This is a genomic window from Arthrobacter sp. B2a2-09 (assembly GCF_027587375.1).
GTDB lineage: Bacteria > Actinomycetota > Actinomycetes > Actinomycetales > Micrococcaceae > Arthrobacter.
The window spans coordinates 1-17,888 of sequence record NZ_JAMXIC010000046.1 but is presented as its reverse complement, the minus strand read 5'-3'; the positions used below and the strand labels follow the sequence as shown (position 1 = coordinate 17,888).

13 protein-coding genes and 1 pseudogene are annotated in these 17,888 nt (G+C 63.7%); 3 read left to right on the top strand and 11 right to left on the bottom strand.

The features are described 5' to 3' along the window. Positions 1-128 precede the first annotated feature (128 nt). Entirely contained in the window at positions 129-1,106 is a 978-nt protein-coding gene (locus tag NFJ07_RS25025; RefSeq protein WP_269998761.1) for a polysaccharide deacetylase family protein, read from the bottom strand. A gap of 11 nt (positions 1,107-1,117) precedes the next feature. Further along, complete coding sequence (locus tag NFJ07_RS25020; protein ID WP_269998760.1) at positions 1,118-2,638, bottom strand: purine-cytosine permease family protein; 1,521 nt, start codon at positions 2,636-2,638, stop codon at positions 1,118-1,120. Positions 2,639-2,746: 108 nt separating this feature from the next. On the opposite strand from NFJ07_RS25020, the gene NFJ07_RS25015 reads away from it, so the two are divergent. Further along, the gene (locus NFJ07_RS25015) at positions 2,747-4,240 is read left to right on the top strand and encodes a PucR family transcriptional regulator (protein ID WP_269998759.1); all 1,494 of its coding nucleotides are present in this window, start codon (positions 2,747-2,749) and stop codon (positions 4,238-4,240) included. Positions 4,241-4,250: 10 nt separating this feature from the next. On the opposite strand, the gene NFJ07_RS25010 is transcribed toward NFJ07_RS25015, so the two are convergent. From NFJ07_RS25010 to glyA, 8 genes and pseudogenes are all read right to left on the bottom strand, one after another. Further along, the gene (locus NFJ07_RS25010; RefSeq protein WP_269998758.1) at positions 4,251-5,753 is read right to left on the bottom strand and encodes an S-layer homology domain-containing protein; all 1,503 of its coding nucleotides are present in this window, start codon (positions 5,751-5,753) and stop codon (positions 4,251-4,253) included. Between the two features lie 157 nt (positions 5,754-5,910). Next, a complete protein-coding gene (purU, locus tag NFJ07_RS25005; protein WP_269998756.1) occupies positions 5,911-6,819 on the bottom strand; it encodes a formyltetrahydrofolate deformylase in 909 nt (302 codons plus the stop codon). Between the two features lie 2 nt (positions 6,820-6,821). Next, positions 6,822-8,195: an L-serine ammonia-lyase gene (locus NFJ07_RS25000; RefSeq protein WP_269998755.1), complete on the bottom strand. Its 1,374-nt coding sequence runs from the start codon at positions 8,193-8,195 to the stop codon at positions 6,822-6,824. Beyond that, on the bottom strand, positions 8,195-8,830 hold the full coding sequence (locus tag NFJ07_RS24995) for a sarcosine oxidase subunit gamma (protein WP_269998754.1): 636 nt from the start codon (positions 8,828-8,830) through the stop codon (positions 8,195-8,197). Before NFJ07_RS24995 ends, NFJ07_RS25000 begins: the two co-directional genes overlap by 1 nt. After that, entirely contained in the window at positions 8,823-11,768 is a 2,946-nt protein-coding gene (locus NFJ07_RS24990) for an FAD-dependent oxidoreductase (RefSeq protein WP_269998753.1), read from the bottom strand. Before NFJ07_RS24990 ends, NFJ07_RS24995 begins: the two co-directional genes overlap by 8 nt. Before the next feature lie 23 nt (positions 11,769-11,791). Beyond that, positions 11,792-12,070 (bottom strand): annotated as a pseudogene (locus NFJ07_RS24985) (sarcosine oxidase subunit delta); the annotation flags it as partial. A 39-nt stretch (positions 12,071-12,109) separates the two neighbouring features. After that, positions 12,110-13,330 (bottom strand): sarcosine oxidase subunit beta family protein, encoded by a 1,221-nt coding sequence (locus NFJ07_RS24980; protein ID WP_269998751.1) that lies wholly within the window; start codon positions 13,328-13,330, stop codon positions 12,110-12,112. Beyond that, positions 13,327-14,697 (bottom strand): serine hydroxymethyltransferase, encoded by a 1,371-nt coding sequence (gene glyA / locus NFJ07_RS24975; protein ID WP_269998750.1) that lies wholly within the window; start codon positions 14,695-14,697, stop codon positions 13,327-13,329. The genes NFJ07_RS24980 and glyA overlap by 4 nt, the downstream gene beginning before the upstream one ends. A gap of 154 nt (positions 14,698-14,851) precedes the next feature. On the opposite strand from glyA, the gene NFJ07_RS24970 reads away from it, so the two are divergent. Further along, positions 14,852-15,523 carry a GntR family transcriptional regulator gene (locus tag NFJ07_RS24970; protein WP_236815841.1) on the top strand — a complete coding sequence of 224 codons (672 nt, stop codon included), beginning with the start codon at positions 14,852-14,854 and terminating at the stop codon, positions 15,521-15,523. Positions 15,524-15,692: 169 nt separating this feature from the next. On the opposite strand, the gene NFJ07_RS24965 is transcribed toward NFJ07_RS24970, so the two are convergent. Next, a complete protein-coding gene (locus tag NFJ07_RS24965; protein ID WP_269998748.1) occupies positions 15,693-16,052 on the bottom strand; it encodes a hypothetical protein in 360 nt (119 codons plus the stop codon). Positions 16,053-16,606: 554 nt separating this feature from the next. Between NFJ07_RS24965 and NFJ07_RS24960 the strand changes: the two genes are divergently transcribed. Continuing rightward, positions 16,607-17,812 carry a hypothetical protein gene (locus tag NFJ07_RS24960; protein WP_269998746.1) on the top strand — a complete coding sequence of 402 codons (1,206 nt, stop codon included), beginning with the start codon at positions 16,607-16,609 and terminating at the stop codon, positions 17,810-17,812. Positions 17,813-17,888: the final 76 nt, after the last annotated feature.

Genomic DNA, 17,888 nt, shown 5'->3' with positions numbered 1-17,888 from the left:
CCGGCGAGTAACGCGCATACTTTCCCAAACCACGGCGCACCAGCGGCGCTCATCCGCTGACTCGCATTAGATGTCGTTTTGAGCCGTTATAACGACAACAACTGCGAGTCAGTTGGGTGGGGACGGGCTTAGTTGACGGTGGGTTGTAGCAGCCGTGCGGGCTTGAAGCTGGCTCCTGCGCCTGGGTAGGACGGGACCTCGATCCGGGCGTGGCTGTGGATCTCGTTGACCGTGGCCTTGGTGTGTTCGGCGATCTGTTCCATGGTGGTCACCCACATCCCGTCCATGGCCTTGACGCGTTCGATCAGCTGCTCCAAGGCGACGGCCTTGGATGGGCGGCCGGAGATGAAGGGGTGGTTGGTCAAAACGAAGCAACTGCCTTGGGCGTGATGGGCTTCGGCTTCCAAGGTCCACATTTCCAAGACCTTGGCCGGGCTCTCGATGACGCCGCTTCCTGTTACTCCCGGGTAGAACGCATATTGCTCCCAATCGTCCAAGGCCCAATCCACCGGGATCTCCACGATGTCCCGTGAATCGATGTCACGTGAATCACCGTCCCGAGAATCGCCCGAGACAACCGCCATGCGGTAGGGGGCATCGCCGTCGAGCAGGCTTGAATCGTAGAGGAAACCACGGTCCGCGAGCAGCGCCGGCGAATGCCAGTTCAGCTCCCACCACGGTGCCCTGTAGCCGACCGGCCTGACCCCGGCTACCTTCGCGAGGGCTTCGAGCCCGCGGTCCAGGTAGCTGGCCTCGGTGGCGGCGTCGATTCCCTGCATGGGTTCGTGCAGGTAGCCGTGGTGGGCGACTTCATGGCCGCCGTCGACGATCCGCCGCACCACGTCCGGGTAGCTTTCCGCCGTGAACCCCGGGATAAAGAAGGTCCCCTGGATCTCTTGGCGCTCGAGGATCTTCAGGAGTCGCGGAACAGCGACCCTGGGCCCGTAGGACTGGTGGCTCATGAGGGACATGCGCCGCGTGCTCGTGGGATCGTGTGCGATGGTGCAGGATTCGGCGTCGACGTCGAACGTGAAGGACGCCGCGGCCTTGAAACCTTCAGGCCAAGTGATGGGGTGTGCCTCGTCAGGAAAAGCATTGGTGGTCATCGGGATTCCTTTCAGTCGTTGACCAGATTGGCGACGGCGTCTTCCGCAAGGGCCTGCGACGCGGCTGCGGAAGACGCTGCGGATGGCAGCGGAAGGTATCGGGCATGGACCCGTGGGCCCAGTGCGCCATAGACTGCCGCGGCAACAAGTCCGCCTGCCAGCCAGGACAGATCGATCCCGCCCATGGCCGTGGCGATGGGGCCTTGCATGATCGGCAGGACGCCGTACATGAACAGCCACGTGGCAAAGATGCCCACCAAGAGCGCGGTGATCCCGGCCCAGTTGAATGCCGGGAGCCGCCGGGTGCCCACGGGATCGAAGAGTCGGTCGACTGCCACGGGGCTACGCTTGTCCACCCAGAAGTAGTGCACCAGCATGATGCCTCCCCATGCGGCTACCCAGGCCACGAGACCGCCGAGCCAAGTGCTCAGTGTTGCCGCGAAATCCTCCTGCAGGATGAAGAACACGACGCCGACAAGGGCCAGGAACCCGACGAAGACGTTCAAGGAACGACGCTTGGCCTTGATGTCCAATGCCTGGGCGGCCACCGAAAAGGTGTAGATGTTCAAGATGTTCGTCGCGATGGGACCGTGCAGCACCAGGAAGAGGACCGGGATGGCCAGGACGCCGAAGTTGTCGACGATGAGGTGGCCGGGGTCGGCCGTACCGCTCTTCGTTGCCAGGCTGGCGCCAAGGATGCCGAGCCACACCACCGGCAGGAACTGGCCGAAAACGGAAGCCAGGTACACCTTGCGCTTCGGGACGGACTTGCTGACGAAGCGTGAATAGTCCGCCGCGTAGGTGAACCAGGTGATCCCCCAGCCGATGCCGATGACCGTCATCACGGTGGTCATGGCCGCGATTCGTGCGCCGCCTTCAAGGACAGCACCAGGAGGGCCCGCGTAGCCCCAATCTATGTTCATGCCGAACCAGGCCACGGCGGACATGGCGATCAGCACCACGATGGTGGGCGGGACGGTCCACTTTTCGAAGGCTGCGATGGCTTTGTAGCCGAACCAGGCGATGGTGACTTGGGCGGACATGATCAGGAAGGCCACCAGGATCTTGGGGCCCACGTTGGGCTGCTCCGGATCGACCATGCCGAGCTTGCCGAGGAGTGCCATCACCAGATCCAGGATGATCCAGGTGTTGACGGCGCACCAACCGATTCCGAGGAGAGCCTGGATGGCGCTCGGGAGGTAGTTGCCGCGGCGGCCGAAGACGGCCCGGGCCAGGACCATGCCGGTGGCACCGGTCCGTTGCCCCAAGAGGACAAACAGGCCAAAGAGCGCCATGCCGATCAGGTTTCCCACCACCAGGACAGTGACGGTATCGGCAAAGCCCAGTCCAAGCTGGACGCCGAGGGCCCCGAGGACCCAGTTGATGGGGGCGAGGTTTGCGCCTGCCCAGATCCAGAACTGGCCCGCTACGCTGCGGGTACGCGCTGATTCGGGAATGGACTGCAGGTTCTGCTCGACGTCGGTCTGCGCCGTTGCAGCCCCAGGCGTCGCAGTGGATAAGTTCTCGTGCATTGGGGGATCCTCCGTGTAGGAAAGGGACTACTTCAATGTATGTGCCCCACATCACAGCAACAAGATACGATGTGTACGATAGTTGCCCACAATTAGTTACGGAGTGTCATGTCCCTGCTCCTTGCCGACGCTTTCGAACACGAGAGCCTGAAAGCCGCTGAACCAGTTCTGAGGACGGATGTGCCCGAGGCCTTGTCCCGTCAGCTCCGCTGGGTCCATTCGAGCGAAGTGCTGGACATCGCTCCGCTGCTGCGGGGCGGAGAGCTGCTTTTGAGCGGCGGGCAGGCTCTCGCTACTGCTTCGGACGAGCGGCGCGTGGACTACGTCCGCCAACTGGCGGCCCGCGGCATCACCGCTTTGGCCATCGAAACGGGTCCCGAGCTGCCAGCAATACCGGAGTCCATGCTCGACGCCGGCCAGGACGCCGGGCTGCCGATCATCGAGTTGCGTAAGGTGGCCCCCTTCGTCGGCATCATGCAAGCGATCAACTCGCTGCTGGTCAGCGAATCGGTCGCACAATTGCAGTTTGGAGACGAAACGAGCCATGCCATGGCGGCGGAACTCGCGCACGGAGGCGGACTGGATCACCTCCTCGCCGTGCTGGCCAGCCGGACGGGTTCCAGCGCGAGGCTCGTCTCGCCGTCGGGCATCACTTTGGGAAGCGCAACGGCCGCTGCCCAGTCCGGTCCCAGCGATGTCACCACCGTCGATGTGCCTGTCCGGGGAGTGCTGGCGGCCCGTCTGGAGTTGGAAGTGCCCGACGACGGCGACGCCAACCTTGCGCGGGTGGCCGGCGAACGGTGCGTCGACATCCTCGGCTTGGCGTTGCTGCAACGTATGCCACCCGGGCTCAAGGAACTTGCAGGCATCGAGCTCATGCGGGCTATCAGTTCGGGTACCCAGTCGTGGCGTCTCCAACAATTGGGACCGGCCTCAGGGTTTCCCGCCAGCGGTCCGGTAGCCGCCGTCGTGGTGCGTTCCTCAGCGGCGGGACAGCTCCGGACACAGCTCGACGGCATCCTGCATGACGCGGTTCCGCAAAGCGCAAGTTATGCGGACAACGCCGAATTGATTGCCTTGGCCGCGCTTCCCCACGCGAAGGCAGTGGCCTCGCGCATCGCGCTCATCCAAGCGCTTCAGGCCTTGGAGACCCCTGACGGCTCGGTCATCGCCGTGGGTCCGGTGGCGCAGGGAATAGGCGAAGCGCCATGGTCGCTGGCTGAGGCGCGCCGGACGCTTGAGCTCGCATCGGGTATGGGAGCGGGGTCGGGAGACGTGACCGGCGTGGTAGATGCCGAGGACTTCGCCGTCGAGCGCCTGGCGGAAGGAAGCCTCGACGCGGCCGCCCGCGAGGGATTCGTGCGGCGGCAGCTTGGCGCCGTCGTCGAGCACGACGAGCAGCGGCGCTCGGAGCTGATGCGGACATTGGCGGTATGGCTGGATACCGGGTGCAATACTGCGCAAGCGGCACGTGAGCTGCACCTAGAAAGGCAGTCGATGCACCACAGGCTCCAGCGGATTTTCGAGCTTTGCGGCGGAGACCCGCGGGGAACGGGCCGCTTGGTCGCCCTTCACCTGGCAACCCGCCTGGCCCGGCTCTAGTGCTTGCTTCCTACTGGGTGCCCAGGTACCACCCGGTCTGCCAGCGGTAGAGGAACGCGGCCATGGCGTCACGGTTGACTGCATTCAAAGGCCGGAACGTTCCATCCGCGTAACCCGTGCTGACCCTGGCCGCAGCCAGCCAAGTGATCTCCTTGTAGAAGTCTGAGTGCGGGGTGATGTCGTTGAACGGGGACGTGGCGGGAGCAGTCCAGCTGGGTGTTCCGCTGAAGCGGTACAGGAAGGCTGCCATGGCATTCCGGTTGATGTTGTCACCGGGGCGGAAGCTTCGCTGCCCGTTGTTGGGGTCCACCCAGCCCGTGGTGATGTTGTAGTGCGCCAGCCAGGTGACTTCCTTGTAGAACGCGGAATTGGGTGCCATGTCCACGAAAGGTGAGGTTGCGGGCGGCGTCCAGGAGGGCGAGCCGGCCTGACGATAGAGGAAGGCGGCCATGGCATCCCGGTGCACGGCGAGGCTCGCCCCGTAGCTTCCGTCCCCATAGCCTGTGGTGATGCCCTGGCTCGCGAGCCACTGGATCTCGCGGTAGAACCCGCTGTTGACGGGGGCGTCGGAGAAACGCTGGGTGCACTGCGGGGTCCCGAGGGCGACTTTGGCGAGGGCGTACCGCGCTGCGTCGATCGCGCCATCTGCGACACCCATGACGAAATATTCCGGGTGTGTGGAGCACACCTGCGGCATGGAGGCGGTGGGCACCGTGGCGATCGCCTTGCTTCCGTCGGCGCTGTACTCCACCTGGGCGTTGACACTGGTTCCGGGAGTGCCCGACTTCCAGAAGTAGCCGTAGGGGAATGCGTTGGTCCAGGTCTTGTCCGGGCCGGAGGTGAAATACCCTGGCACGCTGCGGAAGATCAGCTTGTCCGTGTAGGAAGCCAGTGAGGTGGTGGAGTCCTTCTGGATGAAGAAGGTCAGTGGCAGGGCCTGCGGAAGGCCAAGGTCCATCGAAACGGTCGAGGACCCCGCCGGCCCTCCGGCCGTCAGGCCGCTCTGGACGAAGATCCCGCCGTTTCCCGGCGCGATGGGCGTCCCCAAGACCGCCACGACAAACCCGGAATAGGCCTGGGCCGGGACCGAGGTGTTGGCACAGTTCCCCGTGGCGTCATGACAATACTGCATGGATCCCGGGGTCAGGCCCGCCAAACCCTGCGGGATCGGGATAGAAACGTGGAGGGTTGAGGAATCGGCCACGGCGGTGCCGGAGAGAAGCGGCGTGGCCGTGTTGTCCTCAGTGTTGTACACCCGGTACTGGAGTGTGCTGTTCACGCTCTTGCCGAGCACCGCGGAGGCGTCCGCCGGGAGCTTGAGGTCGAGGGTCGTCGCCGACGACGAGAGCTGCACGGGTGGGTTGTTGGCATAGATCTGCGCCCACGCAGGGGTCGGATCGATGGTGATGACTGGATCAACGGCATGGGCTGGGACAGCTGTCGCTGCGACTGCTGTGACAGCTGTGACAGCAAAAATGCAAGCGGCTATTATGCCGCCTTTTCGACGGACCACGAATGTACGCGCCTCTCTAAATGGCGAGTACCTCGCCCCCCAATATTTGCCGGGTGACCGGCAAAGGCAACCCTATGCGACGAAGAACCAGTTCGCAATGGGACTATCGGCAGAGGCGGCGCCTGAGCGGCCCACCGTTTGGTGGGCCGCCCGAGCCCTACTTCAGCACCACCGTCCTGCTGCCTTGCAGGATCACGCGCCCTTCGCAATGCCAGCGGACAGCGTTGCTGAGTGCTTTGCACTCAGTGTCACGGCCGGCCGCGACCAGGTCGTCCGGACCAAAGGTGTGGTCCACTTCCACCACTTGCTGGGCGATGATGGGCCCCTCGTCCAACTCACCGTTGACATAGTGGGCAGTGGCCCCGACGGTCTTGACGCCTCGCGCGTAGGCCTGGTGGTACGGCTTCGCACCTTTGAAGCTGGGCAGGAACGAATGATGGATGTTGATGGCCCGGCCATCGAGCTTGCGGGCAAGATCATCGCTGAGGACCTGCATGTAACGGGCCAGGACCACCAGTTCGACGTCCAGGCGATCGATGAGGTCAAGGAGTTGTCCCTCTGCGGCCGCCTTGGTGTCAGGGGTGACGGGCACGTGGAAGAACGGAATGCCATGCCATTCGACCGTCCGCCTGTGGTCCGGGTGGTTGGAGACGACCCCGACAATGTCGATGGGCAGTTCCCCGATACGGGCCCGGAACAGAAGGTCGTTGAGGCAGTGCTCGAACTTGGAGACCATGATCAGCACCCGCCGCTTGGCCCCGTGGCGGTTCAGCTGCCAACGCATGCCGAACTTCTCGGCAACAGGCGCGAACGCTTGCCGCAGCGAGTCAATCGTGGACTGGTCCCCGTCCGACGCGAAATGGACCCGCATGAAGAAGTGGTGATCCAGTTGGGAGTCGAATTGCTTGTTGTCGATGATGTCGCAGCCGTGTTCCAGGAGGAAGCCGGAGACTGCATGCACGATCCCCCGGGTCTCCGGGCAATCGAGCGTCAGGACATGCTCAACGGTGGTAGCCGGCAGCACCGCTTCATGTCGCGGGGCGGGTTCATTCTGGGTCACAGTCATGGCTAGCACTCCACTACGTTGACGGCGAGTCCTCCGCGGGAGGTCTCCTTGTACTTGATTTTCATGTCCGCTCCTGTCTCTCGCATGGTTTTGATGGCTTTGTCGAGGGATACTTTGTGGCTGCCGTCGCCGTGCAGGGCAAGGCGGGCGGCGTTGATGGCCTTGACGCTGGCGATCGCGTTGCGTTCGATGCACGGGATCTGCACCAGCCCGCCCACGGGATCGCAGGTGAGGCCGAGGTTGTGTTCGATGCCCACTTCGGCGGCGTTCTCCACTTGTCCTGGAGTGCCGCCGAGGACCTCGCAAAGGCCCGCGGCTGCCATCGAACAGGCAGAGCCCACTTCGCCCTGGCAGCCGACTTCGGCGCCGGAAATGGACGCGTTGATCTTGAACAGGATCCCGACGGCGGCCGCGGCGAGCAGGAAGCGGACCACGCCGTCGTCGTCGGCCCCCTGCACGAACTTCGTGTAGTAGTGCAGCACTGCCGGCACAATGCCGGCAGCCCCGTTGGTGGGTGCCGTGACGATGCGGCCGCCCGCGGCGTTTTCCTCGTTCACGGCCAGCGCGAACAGGTTCACCCATTCCATGGCCCGGAGCGGGTCGGTCACACCCGTGTCCGCCGTCAGCGTCTTGAACAACGACGGCGCCCTTCGCCTCACGTTCAAGCCTCCCGGCAGGATTCCTTCCGCCGCGCAGCCGTTGTCCACGCATTCGCGCATGACCGCCCAAATCTGTAACAGGCGCTCGCGCAGTTCGGCCTCGCTGCGCCACACGAGCTCGTTGGCGAGCATGACATCGGAAATGGACATGTCCTCTCGTGCGCAGATGGCCAGGAGCTCGTCCGCGGAGGTGAAGGGATGAGGCAGCACGGTGTCGTCAGCGACGACTTTGTCGCTTCCTGACACATCGCCGTCCACCACGAAGCCGCCGCCGATCGAGTAGTAGCTGCGTTCGCGCAGCACCTCCCCGGTGTGGTCGAGGGCCCGGAAAGTCATGCCGTTAGGGTGGGCGGGCAGGGATTTGCGTCGGTGCAGGACCACGTCTTCGTCCCAGTTGAAGTCCACGCGGTGGTGTCCGGCGATCCGCAGTTCGGCGTCGAGGGCGGCCGCGGCAACCTGGTCGTCGGCAGTGGAGGTGTCCACGGTTTCCGGCGATTGGCCCTGCAGTCCCAGGACCACGGCTTTGTCCGAACCGTGGCCGCGGCCGGTGGCGCCCAGCGAGCCGAAAAGCTCTGCCTGGACGCGCACCGTTGCCGCGAGTTGCCCGGAGGATTCCAGGCCGTCGGTGAACTGCTTTGCCGCCCGCATCGGCCCGACCGTGTGCGAAGACGACGGCCCGATGCCAATGGAAAACAGGTCAAGCACGCTCAGTGCCATCAGGGGACCTCAGGAGAGGCGAATTCCCTCATGCCGTCAAGCAGCCAGCGGCCCAGGAAGTCGGCGAACGAAGCCCGTGGGAAGATCCGGAAGCTGTCCTCGCCGCTCTTCAACAGGATCGCCGGGATGTTGCCGATTTCCGTGGCAAGGGCCGTTCCAGTGCGGAAGGCGCGGGGGTGCAAGTCCAGCGAACATCCCTTTTCAAGGACGTCGCGAGCACGGACGCCGGACAGCTCAAAGGTGGTGCGGTTGGCGGACAAGTCCACCACTTGGCCTGGGTCGTCGCCCAGGGCTTCCACCAATGCGCGGACAAGGTCTCCGCCCAGGGAATCGTGTGCCGATTCCGGTGCGATCACCAGGAATTCTTCCGGCCCCAGCCACAAGGTGGTGGCCCTTCCATCCCCGCTGATCTCTCCGCAGGCGGCGGGCAGGCCGCCTGTCACGGACGCGAGGCGGGCTCCGGCGTCGGACGCCCGGCCAACCCGGATCCCCACCATGGTCTGGAACGGGATCTCCGTCAACGCGACGGTTCCGGCCACGGAACCGGACTCGAAGGTCGGTGCCAGGTGCGACGCCGGGCTGCGGCGTGCCGCACGGAGCGTCTCGGGGTTTGCGGGTGTTGCTGTTTCAGCCATCTTTACGGGTCCCTTCAGCGTCGAAAAGTACGGTTTCTCCCACAACGACGTCCAGCAACTGGTCGCCGACGGAGGCCACCAGGGTCTCGCCGATTCGGTTGCGGCCGTTGGTGATCAGTGCCAGGCCGAAGGAGCGGCCCAAAGCGGCACTGTGGTAGCTCGAGGTCACGAAGCCCTGCATCGGCACAGGACCGTATGCCGGGTTGACCGGAATTCCCTTTTCCACGAGCTGAGTGCCTTCCGGAAGACGGAACGAACCGTCCGCGGGGAGGACACTGACCAAGTGCTTGCGGTCCGTCCGGACCGCGTCCTCGCGGCTATACGAACGCTTGCCGATGAAGTCCTTGGCCTTGGAAACGATCCACTCCATCCCGGCGTCCTGCGGGGTGACGGTGCCGTCCGTGTCCTGCCCGACGATCGGGTAGCCCTTCTCGGCACGCAGCACGTGCATGGTCTCCGTGCCGTAGGGAGTGATGTTGAACTCGGCACCTGCGGCAGCAACGGCTTCCCAGGTGTTGAGCCCGTACCAGGACGGAACATTGATTTCGTAGGCAAGCTCACCGGAGAACGAAATCCGGCAAACCCGGGCCTGGACTCCGGAGGCCAGCGTGGTCTCGCGGAACGTCATGAACGGGAACGCTTCGGCGTCCAGCCCGCCGTCGGCCGCCAGTTGCGGGGCGACCTTGGCGATCACGGCGCGGGATTTGGGCCCGACGACGGCAATCGTCGTCCACTGTTCCGTCACCGAAGTGCACACCACGTCTAGTTCCGGCCACTCGGTCTGGTGCCATTCCTCGAGCCAGTCGAGGACCTTGGCGGCGCCGCCGGTGGTGGTGGTCATGAAGTAGCGGCCCTCGTCGAGGCGCAGGGTCACGCCGTCGTCGAAGATCATGCCGTCCGGGGTGCACATGACCCCGTAGCGAGCCGAGCCGGGGGCGAGCTTCTTGAACGCATTGGTGTAGATGCGGTTCAGGAACTCACCGGCGTCCTTGCCTCGGATCTCGATCTTGCCCAGGGTGGTGGCGTCCATGAAGCCCACCGACTCGCGGACGGCCGCGCATTCACGGAGCACGGCGGCGTCCATGTCCTCGCCCGCTTGCGGGTAGTACCACGGGCGCTTCCACTGGCCGACGTCCTCGAAGAGCGCCCCCTGGGCAACGTGCCAGGGGTGGATGGAGGTCACCCGGGCGGGATCGAACAGCTCGCCGCGCTGGCGCCCGGCCAACGCCGCGAAGGCCACCGGCGTGAACGGGGCACGGTACGTCGTGGTTCCGATGTCACCGATGCCGCGCGATGCCTCGCCAGCTTGCTTGAGGGCCGCGGCGATCACCCCGATCGCGTTGACACCGGAGGTCTTGCCCTGGTCGTTGGCGGTGCTGATGGAGGTGTACCGCTTGATGTGTTCCACCGAGCGCATGCCCGCCCCGGTGGAACGCAGCACGTCGGCCACCGACTGGTCGCGCTGGAAGTCAACGAAGTGGTGGTGCCACTCCCCCGCGTTTCCGCTCTGGCCCGGCACCAGCCACAACTGGCGGGTGGGGGCGGAGGGCTTCGGCTCGGAGATCGGTGCGGGCACCGTCTGGGAGCTGAACCCTGCGGCGATGGCGGCCGCGGCACCCGCGGATACGCCTTCGCCGAGGCAGTCGCGCAGTTCGTAGCTTCCGCGTCCGGCCCCGACCACGTGCTGGTCCTTGACGACGGTGCTCGGCACGAAACCGGCCAGGTCGTCGTCCCAACGCAACTTGCCCTGGCGCTGGCTGTGGAGGTGGACCACGGGGCTCCAGCCACCGGAAACCGCCAGCAGATCGCAAGCGAGCCGTTCGACGCCGGAGGTGACTTCGCCGTCGTCGTTGAGGCTGCGGATGGTGGCGCCGTCGATCCGGCCGTCCTCCCCCGCTCCGGAGGTATCGGCGACGGCGCTGCCGACGAGGACGCGGATGCCGCTTTCGACGGCGGCTGCCGCTTTGTCGCTGAGCTTCGGGCGGGCGTCGACGACGGCGGCGACCTTGACGCCAGCGGCCAGCAGATCCGAGGCCAACAGGTAGGCGGAGTCGTTGGTGGTGCCGATGACGACCCGGCGCCCGGCAGCGACAGCGTAGCGGTTGAGGTAGCTCCGGACCGCCGAGGCCAGCATGATGCCTGGCCGGTCGTTGTTCTCGAAAACGAGCGGACGCTCATGGGCGCCTGGGGCCAGGACCACCTGCTTGGCACGGATGTGCCAAATACGCTGGCGGGAGACGCCGTCCGCGGCCGGGCTGCCGAGGTGGTCCGTACGGTTCTGTGCCGCGATCACATAGTTCGCGTCGTAGGAGCCGAACGCCGTGGTGCGGTTGAGGACGGTGCATTCGGCGGCGGAAACAAGCTCGGCCTCCACGTCGGCGATCCATTCCAGCGCCGCTTTGCCTTCGATCACCTCGGCGAGTTCCGGGGCGGTGGATCCGGACAGCAGCGCGCCGCCGAGTTCGGGCTGGTCATCGATCAGGATGACCCGGGCGCCGGCGCGGACCGCCTCACGGGCAGCTGCGAGGCCGGAAACGCCGCCGCCAACCACCAGGACGTCGGCGTGGACGTACTTCTTGTCGTACTCGGCACGGTCCTCGTTGGGATCGAGCTTGCCAAGGCCGTTCAGGAACTCAACGCTGAGCCCGTCCACGAGGGACACGGTGGTCGCGGGAAGCATCGACTCTGCGACATGGCCGGCGAAGCGTGCAGCCACCTTGACCAGGGCGTTGGATTCTTCCACTCCGGCGGACATGATGCCGCGGGGCCGATCCTCATAGAGCGAGTTGCCGACGCTGATGCGGCCGTTGGCCAGCAGTGCGGAGGCAACGGTGTCTCCCGGGTGGCCGGTGTATTCCTGCCCGTCCACGGTGAATCGCCAGGAGATGTTGCGGTCGATGCGGCCGCCGGTGGCGAGGCGGGCGTTCTGCGGGGTCACTTCGTTGCTCCTTCCGGAGTGGTGGCGTTCATTCCGGGGCGCGGTTCGCCCATTTTGTAGATGGCCTGGATGTCGTAGCTGACGGTGTCGCGGAGCATGTTGAACCATTGGCGGCAACCGGTGCTGTGGACCCAGCGTTCGGCGAAGGCGCCTTTCGTGTTGTCGCGGTAGAACAAGTACTCGGCCCACTGGCGGTCCGTCAGCGCGTCCGGGTTTTCCGGATAGGCCACGTGGGCCTGGCCGCCGTAGTGGAATTCTGTTTCGTCTCGTGGCCCGCAATTGGGGCAGCTGATGAGCAGCATGGTTGGTCTCCTAAAGGGCTGCGACTAGTGGGGCGACGGCTAGTGGGCGACGGCGGCGGCGCCGTGTTCGTCGATCAGGGCACCGGTCTCGAAGCGATCCAGCGAAAAAGGCTTGTTGAGCTCGTGCGGCGAACCCGTGGCGATGGTGTGGGCGAACGTCAGGCCGGCAGCCGGAGTGCCCTTGAAGCCGCCCGTTCCCCAGCCACAGTTGACGAACATGTTCTCCACCGGGGTGGTGCCGATGATCGGCGAGGCATCCATGGTGGTGTCCACAATTCCGCCCCAGGTCCGGAGCACGTGGGCCCGGGCGAAGATCGGGAAGAGTTCGACGGCGGCAGCCATCTGGTGCTCGATCACATGGAAGGAGCCGCGCTGGCCGTAGCCGTTGTAGGAGTCGACGCCGGCGCCCATGACCAGTTCGCCCTTGTGTGCTTGGGAAACATAGACATGCACGTGGTTGGACATGACCACTGTGGGGTGGACGGGTTCATGCAGTTCGGACACCAACGCCTGGAGGGGGTGGGACTGGATCGGAAGGCGGAAGCCGGCCATTTCGGCGAGGACGGAGCTGTGGCCGGCGGCGGCGAGGCCAACCTTTTCGGTGTGGATGGTTCCTTGGTTGGTCTTGACGCCCACCACGCGGTTGCCGTCCTTCAGGAAGCCGGTTACTTCGCAATTCTGGATGATGTCCACGCCGAGTTCGTCGCACTTGCGGGCGAAGGCCCAGGCGACGTGGTCGTGCTTCGCGATGCCCGCCCGGGGCTGGTAGGTGGCGCCCATGACCGGGTAGCGGATGTTGTCGCTGATGTTCAGGATGGGGCAGAGTTCCTTGACTTGCTTCGGGTCCAGCCATTCGGCGTCGACCCCGTTGAGCTTGTTCGCGCCGACGCGGCGGACGCTTTCGCGGACGTCGCCCAGCGTGTGGGCGAGGTTCATGACGCCGCGCTGGCTGAAGAGGAAATCGTATTCAAGCTCCTCGGGCAGGATCTCCCAGAGTTTCAGGGCGTGCTCGTAGATGGCGGCGCTCTCGTCCCATAGGTAGTTGGAACGGATGATGGTGGTGTTCCGGGCCATGTTGCCGCCGGCCAGCCAGCCCTTCTCCAGGACGGCGATGTTGGTCATTCCGTGGTTCTTGGCCAGGAAGTACGCGGTGGCCAGGCCGTGACCGCCGCCGCCCACGATCACGGCGTCGTACGAAGCTTTGGGCTCCGGGTTCCGCCACAGGAAATCCGGGTGTTCGGGGAGTTGGTCTGCGCTCACTGGGCTGCTCCAATCATTTCTGCCTCAAGTTCGGTGGCAGCGGCGTCGTTGCCGCTGCCGGTCTGGGAAAGATGCGGGTAAAGGGGGAATTGTTCGGCGAGCGCGGTAACCCTCTCACGGAGTTCGACGGCGGTCTGGTCACCCAGGGTGCCACTGCCGTTTGTGCCACTGCTTGCTGCGGCGATGAGCGCCGTCGCGATGATGTCCGCAACCTCCGCGAATTCCTCGGCGCCGAAGCCGCGGGCGGCGAGTGCGGGCGTGCCGATGCGGAGTCCGGAGGAAACCATCGGAGGACGCGGGTCGAACGGGACGGCGTTGCGGTTCACGGTGATGCCGATACGGTGCAACGTGTCCTCTGCCTGCTGGCCGTCCAGTTCCGAGCGGCGCAGGTCAACGAGGACCAAGTGGACGTCGGTGCCGCCGTTGACCACCGAGATTCCTGCTGCGGCCACGTCTTCCTTCAGGAGCCGTTCGGCCAGGAGCTTGGCGCCTTCCAGCACACGCACCTGGCGTTCCTGGAATTCGGGCTCGGCGGCCATCTTGAACGCGACAGCTTTGGCCGCGATCACGTGCTCCAGCGGGCCGCCTTGCTGGCCGGGGAAGACCGCGCTGTTGATCTTGCGTGCGTATTGTTCCTTCGACAGGATCACGCCACCGCGCGGACCGCCGAGGGTCTTGTGGGTGGTGGTGGTCACGACGTCGGCATACGGAACCGGGTTGGGGTGCAGTCCCGCTGCGACGAGGCCGGCGAAGTGGGCCATGTCCACCATGAGGTAGGCGCCCACGAGGTCGGCGATGCGGCGGAACTCGGCGAAATCCAAGTGGCGTGAGTACGCGGACCAGCCGGCAACGATCAGCTTCGGGCGGTGTTCCAGGGCCAGGGCTTCGACTTCCGCCATATCCACCCGGAGGTCGGATTCGCTGACGTGGTACGGGATGACGTTGTACAGCTTGCCGGAGAAGTTGATGCGCATGCCGTGGGTCAGGTGGCCACCGTGTGCCAGGTCGAGGCCCATGATGGTGTCCCCCGGCTCAAGGAGCGCGAACATGGCGGCGGCGTTGGCCTGCGCGCCGGAGTGCGGCTGGACATTTGCGGCTTCGGCACCGAAGAGAGCCTTGACGCGGTCGATGGCCAGCTGCTCGATGACGTCGACATGCTCGCAGCCGCCGTAGTAGCGCTTGCCCGGGTAGCCTTCCGCGTACTTGTTGGTCAGGACCGAGCCCTGTGCCTGCATGACGGCTGCGGGGGCGAAGTTTTCGGAGGCGATCATTTCCAGCGTGGACTGCTGGCGGATGAGTTCCTGGGCGATCGCCTGTTCAACCTCCGGGTCCGCCTGGGCGAGCGGGCGGATCAGCGGTTCAACCATCATGTGCTCCTTTTGAGATACTTATATTTACCGACTAATCAGCAACTGATATATTAGAACTGTTGCCATAGTATGTTGAAGATCACACAACCGTCAACAGCCCGGCAGCAACCGATCCGCCAGACTTGGAATTGTGACAAACGGGAGAGGGCACATGAGCACTGCACTGGAGGCACTGGACACAGGCACGCAGGGGACGTCCTTGGCCGAAAACGCCTACCTGCTACTACGCGACCGGCTCATCATGCTGGACATCAAACCCGGCGACCCCATCAACGACGGTCAGATTGCCGCGGAACTCGGCATCGGGCGGACGCCCGTGCGCGAGGCCATCAAGCGGCTCGAAAGTGACCACCTCGTAGTGTCGTATCCCCGCCGCGGAACCTTCGCCACCGGCGTCGACATCACCCAATTGGCGGACGTCTCCGAAATCCGGGAACTGCTTGAGCCCTTGGCCTCACGGCGGGCTGCCCGCATGGCCAGCCCCAAGCTGCGGGAGGAACTGCGCGAGGTCGCCGCAGCCATCAGCGGCTTGGAAGCACACGACGCCGGGCAGCAGGAACTCATGCGGTACGACATCCAGGTGCATCGGCTCATCTACAAAGCCGCGGCCAATCCGCACCTCGAGGACGTGTTGATCCGCTACGACAACCTGGCAACCCGCATCTGGTGCCATATGCTGGACAAGATGCCCTCCGTGACGGGCCACGTCGCAGAGCACGCCGAGCTGCTCACTGCAATCGCCGACGGCGATGAGGACCGCGCGGCAGCGCTCGCCCTGCACCACGTGGTGAGTTTCGAAGAAACGATCCGCAAGGTGCTCTAGGTTCGTGGACCTCCGGCGTCATCTCTTCCAGTGTTTAGGCCACTTGACGTTGAACAGCAGCAGCCCCAGCAAGAGCGAATCAACCGTCATTACTCCCGCCATGAAGTAAGCCCAACCGGCCATCATGGCTCGTTCACCACCGGTCGGCGGCCCGAGGTGCGGGGGTGCATCAGAACATGCATAACAATCTCCTGACCCGGATCCCCCCAGTCACTCGATAGTCCACCAAGTGTGGCACGACGGCGCCCAAGAAGGAACGGCCTTTAGCGGTCGACGCCGGGACGAGCGAAGCCGCCCCCGCATGGCTGATATGGAGTTTGTGATGGCCCGTGTGGTTGACATGCTTTGCTGTCCCATGGTTCATTGCGAAGGCAGCCAGTGCGGGGGACGATGCGTTACTGCGCAATCGCATCAGGCCAAAAGAAATGCCTGTCAGCTGTTTTAGATCGAGAGGTTTGCGGATGCCGAGAATGAAGTGGCGATTTCCTGTTTTGCTAGTTGGCGCTGCCCTTTCGTTGATTCTGGTCATCCTGGTCCTTCGCTGGATAACGCATGGACCCGGGAACCTAACGGACAATGACTTTAGGCCTCCGTCTTTCGTTCCCAGCTCCCCTGCCGGTTCGGCGAGCCGTTAGTCCCGGTCCCGATAGAACTGACTACTGGATCGATCCGAGTCGCGGCCACAGCGGTGAAATCCACCAGGTAGTGCTCCGGCTATCCGTCGTGGGCGTCTTCGGCAGAGTGATGGGCGTCCGTTCGTAGCCTCGTAACTGACCTAGCGATATTCGGGCTTCTACCTAGTCCGGACGGATTTCAACCACTCAATTTCCAGCCTTCAACCACTCATTTTCCAGCCTTCAACCACTCATTTTTGAGGCAGCTCGACTCAAAGGCCAGTTTTGGCCGTAGTTTCGCTGAAGAGGGATCCAGCCCTCGGCTCGGTCTAAAGTGGAGGGGAAATTGAAGAAGAGAACATTGAAGAGTGCAGCTTGTTTCGCTGCAACGACCCTAATTGCAAGCTTCGGAATTCCAACATCGGCGAATGCCTCAGGTTCGAGACCGGCCCCACTGCCAGACACTGTTGTGTCTGGCAACAACATTCCTGCCGGGACCCGTCTCGTTCAAGCGTCGGACGATGACCAGCGTCTCACCGCTGGCGAGAACGCTGCTGTCATCGCCATCCAGCGTGATGACACTGCCAAACGCATCGTTACCTTCGAACTTGACGCCGCAAAAACCAGGCTCAACATCTATGCACCAAGCGTCGATATTCCAGATGTGGAACATCTCGCCTCAAAGCATCTGCCGCCGACGCGGTTTGCCGTCAAGCAATCCAGGTACTCCAATGCTGAGCTTCAAGCTGAAGTGACGCGGATACTGAGCACACAGCAACAAGTCACGGCAACATCCCGGATCACAACCATCGGCCCCAAGTCCGACGGTTCGGGATTGGATATCCAAATCAACGTTCCAGTCATGACTGGCCTGTCATTACCGGAAACCCCGCAAATCCAATCCCGGATGCCTGTTTCCTTGAGCGTAGGCGGTGAGATAAGCAACGCGGCAAACCGTTACGCAGATACGCCCCCCTACATTTCCGGAGCCTACATGGAGGGAAGTCGCAATAATGCATGCTCAACAGGCTTCTGGATAACTACGCCTCACACCCCGGATCCTATCGACTACATGCTTTCAGCCGACCACTGCAGCGCGACGGGAGATAGATGGATCTCCGGAATCGACGGGCAACCTGGAGCTACGCGAGAGTACCTTGGCACCGCTGTCGGCCAGGCCAGAGGCGGCAATGACTTCGAACGCCTCCAGGGGTACCCCTCGAAGGCCCCTTACGTCTATTGGGGAACGCACCTAACCACAGACATCGCCGGCATCATGGGCTGGACTGGAAACCCCGTCATCAACAACTCCGTATGCTACTCGGGCTCATTCACAGGAACAATCTGTTCGAACGCTGTGAGCGCCGTCGACCAAACGGTCTGTTACGCATTCCTTCAGTGTTATTCCGGATTGACGATTACCAATCAGACGGCGGGCCACCCAGCAGCAGGAAACGGCGACAGCGGCGGCCCCGTGTTAAGTGTTATCAACGGTTCTGTCTACGCCAGTGGCATTATCAGTGGCATCCAGAACGCATCAACGAACTGTCTGGGCATCCCAGGGTCAGCTGCGGATGGGGGACGAAAGTGCAGCTCGCGGGTAATTTATGCCCCCATCTCGCACTTCTTCGCAAATAATGGAGGCCATGTCCTTTACGTGGCCTCCATCCACTAAGCCTTGATCCACCGATGATGATCGAGACGCGGGCGGCGGTTTAAACCGAGAATGCCCGTCTTTTCGAGGAAAATGG